The sequence below is a fragment of the Microcoleus sp. S13_C5 genome, assembly GCF_036700845.1.
GTDB lineage: Bacteria > Cyanobacteriota > Cyanobacteriia > Cyanobacteriales > Microcoleaceae > Microcoleus.
Genome location: NZ_JAUBPR010000025.1, coordinates 59,912 through 67,413 on the forward strand (window position 1 = coordinate 59,912; position 7,502 = coordinate 67,413).

Below are 7,502 nucleotides of genomic sequence, written 5' to 3' on the forward strand. Positions count from 1 at the left end.
GTAAGCTGCACACCGAGCACCCCGAGGTCAGGATTAAAACCTGAGTTTTTGGGTAAATCGTATTATTGTGACGGATCGATTTGCAAATATTTCTGTAACATTTGCTCCAATTGGGCGACACTACAGCGGGGAGAAGGACGGGGTAACAGTTCTTCAGGGGAGAATCCAACCTCGCCAACAGAATTTTTGGGCTGGGGCTGCACTTTAAACAAAACTGGAACTTCGTACTGATAAGCTTGAAACCAATCATCGCGTTCGGTAATATCTCTGACTTCGAGTTGAAACTTCAGGCTTTCAATCTGTTCGAGTTTTTCTTGCAACCCTTCGCACAAGTGGCATCCGGGTTTGCTGTACAAAATCAATCGCATCATAACAGTAAGATTAAATTCGATATTAAATTCTCAAACCTGCGATCGCCAGTTGGCGAACTCAACGCGAGTAAGACACAACTCACGGCTTTATTGGACGCAATGCGCGATCGAAGTTATCTTAGCATTGGCGGCGAACAGATTACCGCGCTTGACTATCAAAACACTACAACGCCGTCCCTCTCTTTCTTCTCTTCCTCTGTGCCCTTTGCGCCTCTGCGGTTAAAAAATAAATCTAGTTCACAAATGAAAGAGTTAAATTTATTCGCACCACCTAATTGTCAAATTAAACTTGACTAATAAATCAATAGTAAGTATAGTATATAAATAGCCCTACAGAAAGGAGGCAGTATGGACTGCACCGAATACGCCGAAGCAAAGCGAAAAGTAGCTAAGAAAATTAGCGCCGACATTCGAGAACGCTGGAACAATCGCATCGTGACGCGAGGATTGCACTTGATGGGAGAAGCGGGGGCAGTGCAGTATTTGGCTGATTATGGGCGCGGAATTGGTACGGCAAAAGTTATTGGTTTTGCACTGTGCGCGGAGTCGGAAGGATACCCGGAAATGGCGATCGGCTTTTGGAAAAGAGCGTTTGAATTGGAAACCGGAGAAAAGCCGCTCGCACTGAATCCTCCAAACAAATCTAGCACTAATCTTGCTCCTGCTGCAAAATCAACTACCACCGCCAAAATAGAGACTGTTAATAACCCCGTAGTTCCCGAATTACCACCGCATTTGCAGCCGGGAAGGATTGTCACCATGCAGCCGGTGGACGCGCCGAGTGAACGTTCTTATTACATCGAAAACCCCGATTATTGGGGACAGCCAAAACGCGACGGCAATCGAGTAGTGGTCATTGCGACGCCAGATAAAGTATACTACCAATCGCGATCGACTAACCTGCGGCAACAGGCATCGATTGAGATCGATCGCACATTAATCGACACAGCCGCTAAAATTGGCACCTTTGTTTTAGACGGCGAACTGTATTACAAAAGCTGTACGGGCAGCGAACACCGCACCGGGGCGCAAGCTGCTACAGTTAATATTGAAAGCGGTTTTCCGACTACTCAGCCCAACGCAATTTATGCTATTTTTAAAAGTTTGTTTTTCAAAGGCAATGATTTAACTCCCGTGGCAGAATCCGAACGAATTGCAGCGGGAGTTGAAGTTGGCGAAAGGCTGGCTAATTTATCCCCAGCCTTTGAAGTTGTACCGACATTTCGCACCACCGCCGAAAAACTCGTCCTGGCAAATCAGCAGGAAGCTGAAAACAGAGAAGGAGAAGTTTGGGTGTTGCACAACTGCCACTATGTCGGCGGAAAAGATGTTAAGAAATATCCGATGGTGAGAACTAAATACTGCCAAGAACACGATTTGTTTATTGTGGGTTTGACGGCGACAAAAGTTGCGGGGCGGCCGTTTAGCGCCGTCAAAGTAGCGCAAGAAATTGATGGCAAATTAGTCCCAGTAGGAACCGTGGGCACCGGGTTTAGCGGGGAGGAAATGCAGGAAATTGCCCGACTCTACGAGGCTAACCCCAAAAGTGTCAAAATTAAAGTGCGATCGCAGGGTTTGACGGAAAGTGGCAAATTATGGCACGCACGATTTCTGGAGTTTTGTTAAATTTGTAGGGAAACGGCACTGTCGTTTCCTTACCCAAATATGTGAGTTACAACACATAGTATCCGATAAAATCAGCGGAGTAAAAATCAATGATTATCAGCAAAAACAATTTCTACATTTCTCCAGAAGAGTACCTAGAAGGCGAGCGAGTAAGCCCGATCAAACACGAATACAGACGCGGACACGTTTATGCAATGACCGGGGCAAAAAAACCTCACATTATTATTGGTAGTAATTTAGTGCGGCTGCTGGGGAATCATCTTCTGAATACGCCATGGTTAGTTTTATCATCAGATATAAAAGTCCGACTGGAAGAGGCAAATTGCTATTACTATCCTGATGTAGCGGTGACTTGCGACGAAAGGGATACTTCAACTACTGAAGATTTCATTTTATATCCATCTTTAGTAGTTGAGGTATTGTCGCCCTCAACAGCAGCTTTCGACAGAGGCGATAAATTTGCCGATTACCAAACTTCTCCGAGTTTGCAAGAATACGTACTCATCACTCAATCTGAGATTAAAATTGAGTGTTTTCGACTCAATACTGAGGGAAATTGGATTTCTCAAACTTACGGACAAGGAGATAGAGTAGAATTTGTTAGTGCGAATTTTAGTTGTGCAATTAGCGAAATTTATCAAAAAGTACCCGGCATCATATTGTGATGTATGACAAAAAAAATTCTTTGGTTCGCAGTCAGGAATGCAACTCCTTCTTCTGAGGACTGAAGTCCTCACTAGGAACCGAAACGATAACTAACAAATAGAAAAAACAATGATTAAAATCTTACACCTTTCAGACATTCACATGGGCAGCGGCTTTTCTCACGGCCGGATTAATCCAGAAACTGGTTTAAATACGCGGCTGGAAGACTTCGCGGCGACGCTGAGCAAATGTATGGATAGAGCAATTTCTGAACCCGTAGATTTAGTCATATTCGGCGGCGATGCTTTCCCCGATTCAACGCCTCCACCGTTTGTAAAAGAGGCTTTTGCTTGCCAATTCAGCCGCTTGGTGGACGCGCAAATTCCGACAGTTTTGCTAGTAGGAAATCACGACCAACATTCTCAGGGACAAGGCGGCGCGAGTTTGGGGATTTATCGGACTTTGGGAATACCTAAGTTTATTGTAGGCGATCGCCTGGACACTCACCTGATTCAAACCCGCAGCGGGCCGGTACAGGTGGTAACATTGCCTTGGTTGACTCGATCGACCTTAATGACACGTTCGGAGACTGAAAGCCTGTCTATGGGCGATGTTAACCAATTATTAACCGAAAAACTGACGATCGCAATGGAAGGCGAAATTCGCCGCCTCAACCCCGACATACCAACCGTACTTTTAGCGCACTTAATGGCAGATAAAGCAAGCTTGGGTGCAGAGCGTTTTTTAGCAGTTGGTAAAGGTTTTAACATACCCGTTTCCATGCTAACTCGCCCTTGTTTTGATTACGTTGCTCTCGGGCACGTTCACAAACATCAAAATCTCAATGCTTCCAACAATCCGCCCGTAATTTATCCGGGAAGTATCGAACGAGTTGATTTTAGCGAAGAGAAAGAAGATAAAGGTTTTGTGTTAGTTAATTTGGAACGGGGGAAAGCAGAGTGGGAATTTTGCACTTTGCCAGTGCGGGTTTTTCAGACTATTAAAGTGAATGTTTCCGAATCGGAAAATCCGCAAGCCGAGTTAGTTAAAGCTATTGGCAAGAAGCAGATCGAAGACGCGGTTGTGAGATTGATTTACCAATTGCGATCGGAACAATTAGATTTAATCGACAACGGAGAATTGCACGCACTTCTGGGCGAAGCCCACAGCTATACAATCCAGCCGGAATTAGTGAGTCAGTTAGCGAGGCCGCGGTTGCCCGAATTGAATGCTAATAATAGTATAGAACCCTTAGAAGCTTTGAAAACTTATTTAGCAAGTCGCGAAGATTTGAAAGATGTTGCAGAGAGTATGTTGGAGGCGGCCCAGGGTTTGTTGGGCGGCGCAGAGGAAGTTTTGGTAGAATTTTAGGTCAACTGTGTATAATACAGTTTTTTGTAGGGTGGCGCCCCCGTGTCCTGCCCAATTCTGTGTCGGTAAGGTGTACTTAATTAAGGTACAATCTGTTAGAGTTTGTCGGTTGCGGTAAGGAAATTAAATGTTTAGAGGCGTATGCTATAAGATTGAGGTAACGATTATAGCAATGTTTCATCAGAGGTAAACATGAGAATCAATAAAATTTCTGTCAGACAACTTTTTGGAGTTTTTAATCATGTTATTCCTTTGAATAGAGAAGAAGGAATAACGATTATTCACGGGCCAAACGGGTTTGGAAAAACAGTATTGTTGAGAATGGTTAATGGATTTTTTAACTCCCGCTACTCAGAACTTCGGACTATTCCATTTACCGAGTTACGATTAGACTTTGATGACGGCAGTCACGTGGAAGTAACTAAATCTATCGCTCAAACCAATGAAAATGAAAAAGACGAAAAGTTAACGTTTCATTTTTATCATCCTGGTGCAGAGCCACAAAACTTCTCACCGGATTTATTAACAAATTCAGGAGTAGAGTTTAATTTGCATTGGAGTGTTACAGAGGATCAAGTAAATTCATTAATCCAATTTGGAGATCAAAATATAGTTACGCCCTTAGGCCCATTAGAAAATATAACCCTACCCTTTATTAAAAGTTTTGAAAAGTTTGCATGGAGACTTAAGGAAGAACCAAAGTGGTTGTCAGAATTAAAAAGCTCGCTCGATGTTCATTTTATAGAAACTCAGCGTTTGTTAACTGCCTCAAGTGTTCCTGAAGCAGCGGTAGACACCAAACACCCCTCAATGATTCCCTCAGTTAATATATATTCTCAGGAACTCGTAGAAGAGATTCAAGCAAAACTCGCTGAATATGGTGCATTGTCTCAATCCCTTGAAAGAAGCTTTCCGGCAAGAATTTTTAACAACAAAGCACCCTCCCAGCTCACAGAAGAAACCCTTCGCAATAAATTAAATGAAATTGAGGAAAAGCGTTCTAGCCTCATAGAAAATGGTCTTTTAGACAAAGATGAAAATCCTGATTTTCAAGTCGCACAAAACATTGATGGAACAACTAACAACATTCTATCAGTATATATTGAAGATGTAGAACAAAAACTCATGGTTTTTCAGGAAGCCGCTACTAAAATAGAACTTTTTAAAAGAATTATTAAACAGCGATTTCTCTATAAAAATATGAGCATCAGTAAAGATAAAGGTTTTACCTTTACAACTGCCGATGGTAAGCCTTTGTCCCCCACAGACTTATCTTTCGGGGAACAGCACGAACTGGTAATGCTTTACCAGTTGTTATTCAAAGTTCAACCTAACTCTCTCGTTCTCATTGACGGACCAGAAATTTCGCTGCACGTAGCGTGGCAAGTGCAGTTTCTCAAAGATTTGCAAGAAATTATTAAGCTGGCAAACTTTGACGTGCTTTTAGCTACTCACTCTCCAGATATTATCAACGACCGCTGGGATTTGACAGTGGAATTGCAAGGGCCAATTGAATGAGAGAATCCATTACACCCGATCGCATTGCCAACAAAATTCGCCTGCTGCGAACTCAACACCCCGGCTCTTTTTTAATCGCTGAGGGAGATACAGATGCGCGGGTATGGAAAAACTTGGTAGACTGCACAAAGTGTCGTGTAGAGAATGCCTCTAACAAGGATAATGCTGTGAAAGTGCTAAATATCCTTGAAAAAGATAACTTTGCTGGCGTTTTAGCTGTTGTTGATGCTGACTTTGACATATTAGAAAAAACTGTTCTACTCAGTCAAAACTTGCTTTTAACAGATACTCACGATCTTGAAACTATGCTGCTGAAGTCGCCGTAGAAGTTCACGGGGGTAGCAAAAACCAAAAAAATCTGATAAGGTGAGGCACATGGAGAAGACAGTGCCGGAATTAATGGCAGCAATCAGCCCAGCAGAGTGGGCGCAAGTGCCAGATAGCGTCCTCGAACTAATTTACGAATTAGTGCGTAGGATGGATCGGGTTGAACAGGAAATAGCGGAACTCAGAACAGAAAACGAGCTTCTCAAAGAGCAATTAGCCAGAACTTCGGCAAATTCATCACAACCACCATCGAAGAATCCTCAAGGATTTAAGCCCAATCGAAAGGAACCCACCGGCAAGAAGCGGGGTGGGCAACTAGGACATTCGGGACACGAACGGAAGCTATACCCGACCCAAATGTGTCAAGAAGTAATCAACCATTACCCGCAGCAATGTAGTGGATGTGGAGGCATTCTAGGGATTGAAAATAGTGGTCAAGCCTACCGACATCAAGTAGTGGAAGTCCCACCAGTACAGCGGCTCGTCATCGAACATCAGTTTCATCCAATTACCTGTACTTGTTGTGGGAAAGAAAATCAAGCCCCAGAAATGACCGAAATAATTGGGCTGGGTGGATATGGTCCAAGAACAGCAGCCTATGTAGGTCTATTCAGTAGTGAGTACCGACAATCCTACCGCCAAATACGTGCGCTGATGCAGGCGGTGTTTGGGATTGAAATGTCCGTCGGCACTATCAATCGTCTACGGACAGAAGTGAGTGAGGCAGTTAGCGATGCGGTCACAGAAGCCCAACATTACATCCAGCAGCAGCCGACTGTGGGAGTAGATGAGACTGGATTTCAGCAGCGGAATGGAGATGGTCAAAATGCCACCAAGACCAGTGGTTGGCTGTGGGTGGCAGTAACGCCATTGATCCAGAGCTTTCAGGTAATTTTAAGTAGAGCTAGTAGTGCTGCTCAAACGGTTTTGGGCGAAACTTTTAGTGGCTCGCTCACCAGTGATCGTTGCCCTGCCTATAACTGGGTGGATGTCCATCGCAGGCAACTGTGCTGGGCGCACCTCAAACGAGATTTTATTCAAATATCCGAACGAGTTGGAGCTTCTGCCCAAATAGGCAAATCCTTGCTGGAGCAGGAAAAAGAGCTTTTCAATCTCTGGCATAAATTTAGAAATGACCAACTCACTCGTTCTGAGTTGAAAGAAAGGGTTGAACCTATTAAAACTAAAGTTTTGAGCATCTTGCTAGAAGCTTCGCAGTTAGACATCGACGAGAGGGAAAAGACCCCACTGGCAAAAACTGTGCGGACTTGCCGTAATTTACTAAAGTTGGAAGTGGCTCTGTGGTTATTTATCTCCTCAGATGGTGTAGAGCCGACCAATAATGCCGCTGAAAGAGCCATTCGCCCTGCTGTGATTTGGCGACGGACTAGCTTTGGTTCAGATTCAGCAGCAGGAAGTCTGTTTGTTGCCCGTTTACTCACCGTCGTGTCTTCTCTCAAGCTGCAAGACCGGAATATTCTTGAGTTCCTGACTGAATCTGTCTTGAGTACTCGTTCTGGTCGGATTCCTCCTTCTCTTGTGCCACGCTAACCCCGTGAACTTCTACGTTTTTGGCCGTCCAGGTAGCCGTCCAGGTACAAGAGCTGCTTTTCCCTTTCGCTAGATTAGTTATTTTAGTAGAAG

Annotated in this window: 7 protein-coding genes; 6 read left to right on the plus strand and 1 reads right to left on the minus strand. The window is 44.1% G+C overall.

The annotated features are described in order from the left end of the window. Positions 1 to 62: 62 nt before the first annotated feature. On the minus strand, positions 63 to 368 hold the full coding sequence (locus QUA04_RS09855) for a glutaredoxin family protein (RefSeq protein ID WP_333256141.1): 306 nt from the start codon (positions 366 to 368) through the stop codon (positions 63 to 65). A 351-nt stretch (positions 369 to 719) separates the two neighbouring features. On the opposite strand from QUA04_RS09855, the gene QUA04_RS09860 reads away from it, so the two are divergent. The 6 genes from QUA04_RS09860 (at position 720) to tnpC (ending at position 7,409) form a co-directional block, all read left to right on the plus strand. Continuing rightward, positions 720 to 1,997, plus strand: coding sequence for an ATP-dependent DNA ligase (locus QUA04_RS09860; protein ID WP_333256127.1), 1,278 nt, complete (start codon positions 720 to 722; stop codon positions 1,995 to 1,997). Between the two features lie 89 nt (positions 1,998 to 2,086). Beyond that, on the plus strand, positions 2,087 to 2,662 hold the full coding sequence (locus tag QUA04_RS09865) for a Uma2 family endonuclease (RefSeq protein WP_333256129.1): 576 nt from the start codon (positions 2,087 to 2,089) through the stop codon (positions 2,660 to 2,662). A 109-nt stretch (positions 2,663 to 2,771) separates the two neighbouring features. Beyond that, positions 2,772 to 4,013, plus strand: a complete 1,242-nt coding sequence (locus QUA04_RS09870; protein WP_333256131.1) for an exonuclease SbcCD subunit D — start codon at positions 2,772 to 2,774, stop codon at positions 4,011 to 4,013. A 192-nt stretch (positions 4,014 to 4,205) separates the two neighbouring features. Continuing rightward, on the plus strand, positions 4,206 to 5,531 hold the full coding sequence (locus QUA04_RS09875) for an AAA family ATPase (protein WP_333256133.1): 1,326 nt from the start codon (positions 4,206 to 4,208) through the stop codon (positions 5,529 to 5,531). Then, a complete protein-coding gene (locus QUA04_RS09880; RefSeq protein ID WP_333256135.1) occupies positions 5,528 to 5,857 on the plus strand; it encodes a DUF4435 domain-containing protein in 330 nt (109 codons plus the stop codon). Before QUA04_RS09875 ends, QUA04_RS09880 begins: the two co-directional genes overlap by 4 nt. A gap of 49 nt (positions 5,858 to 5,906) precedes the next feature. After that, a complete protein-coding gene (tnpC, locus tag QUA04_RS09885) occupies positions 5,907 to 7,409 on the plus strand; it encodes an IS66 family transposase (RefSeq protein WP_333256137.1) in 1,503 nt (500 codons plus the stop codon). The last annotated feature ends 93 nt before the right edge of the window (positions 7,410 to 7,502 follow it).

What these genes read in the sequence shown, in the direction of transcription:
- QUA04_RS09875 (WP_333256133.1), top strand. Translation starts at nt 4,206, where the DNA reads ATGAGAATCAATAAAATTTCTGTCAGACAACTTTTTGGAGTTTTTAAT.
- QUA04_RS09870 (WP_333256131.1), top strand. Translation starts at nt 2,772, where the DNA reads ATGATTAAAATCTTACACCTTTCAGACATTCACATGGGCAGCGGCTTT.
- tnpC (WP_333256137.1), top strand. Translation starts at nt 5,907, where the DNA reads ATGGAGAAGACAGTGCCGGAATTAATGGCAGCAATCAGCCCAGCAGAG.
- QUA04_RS09880 (WP_333256135.1), top strand. Translation starts at nt 5,528, where the DNA reads ATGAGAGAATCCATTACACCCGATCGCATTGCCAACAAAATTCGCCTG.
- QUA04_RS09860 (WP_333256127.1), top strand. Translation starts at nt 720, where the DNA reads ATGGACTGCACCGAATACGCCGAAGCAAAGCGAAAAGTAGCTAAGAAA.
- QUA04_RS09865 (WP_333256129.1), top strand. Translation starts at nt 2,087, where the DNA reads ATGATTATCAGCAAAAACAATTTCTACATTTCTCCAGAAGAGTACCTA.
- QUA04_RS09855 (WP_333256141.1), bottom strand. Translation starts at nt 368, where the DNA reads ATGCGATTGATTTTGTACAGCAAACCCGGATGCCACTTGTGCGAAGGG.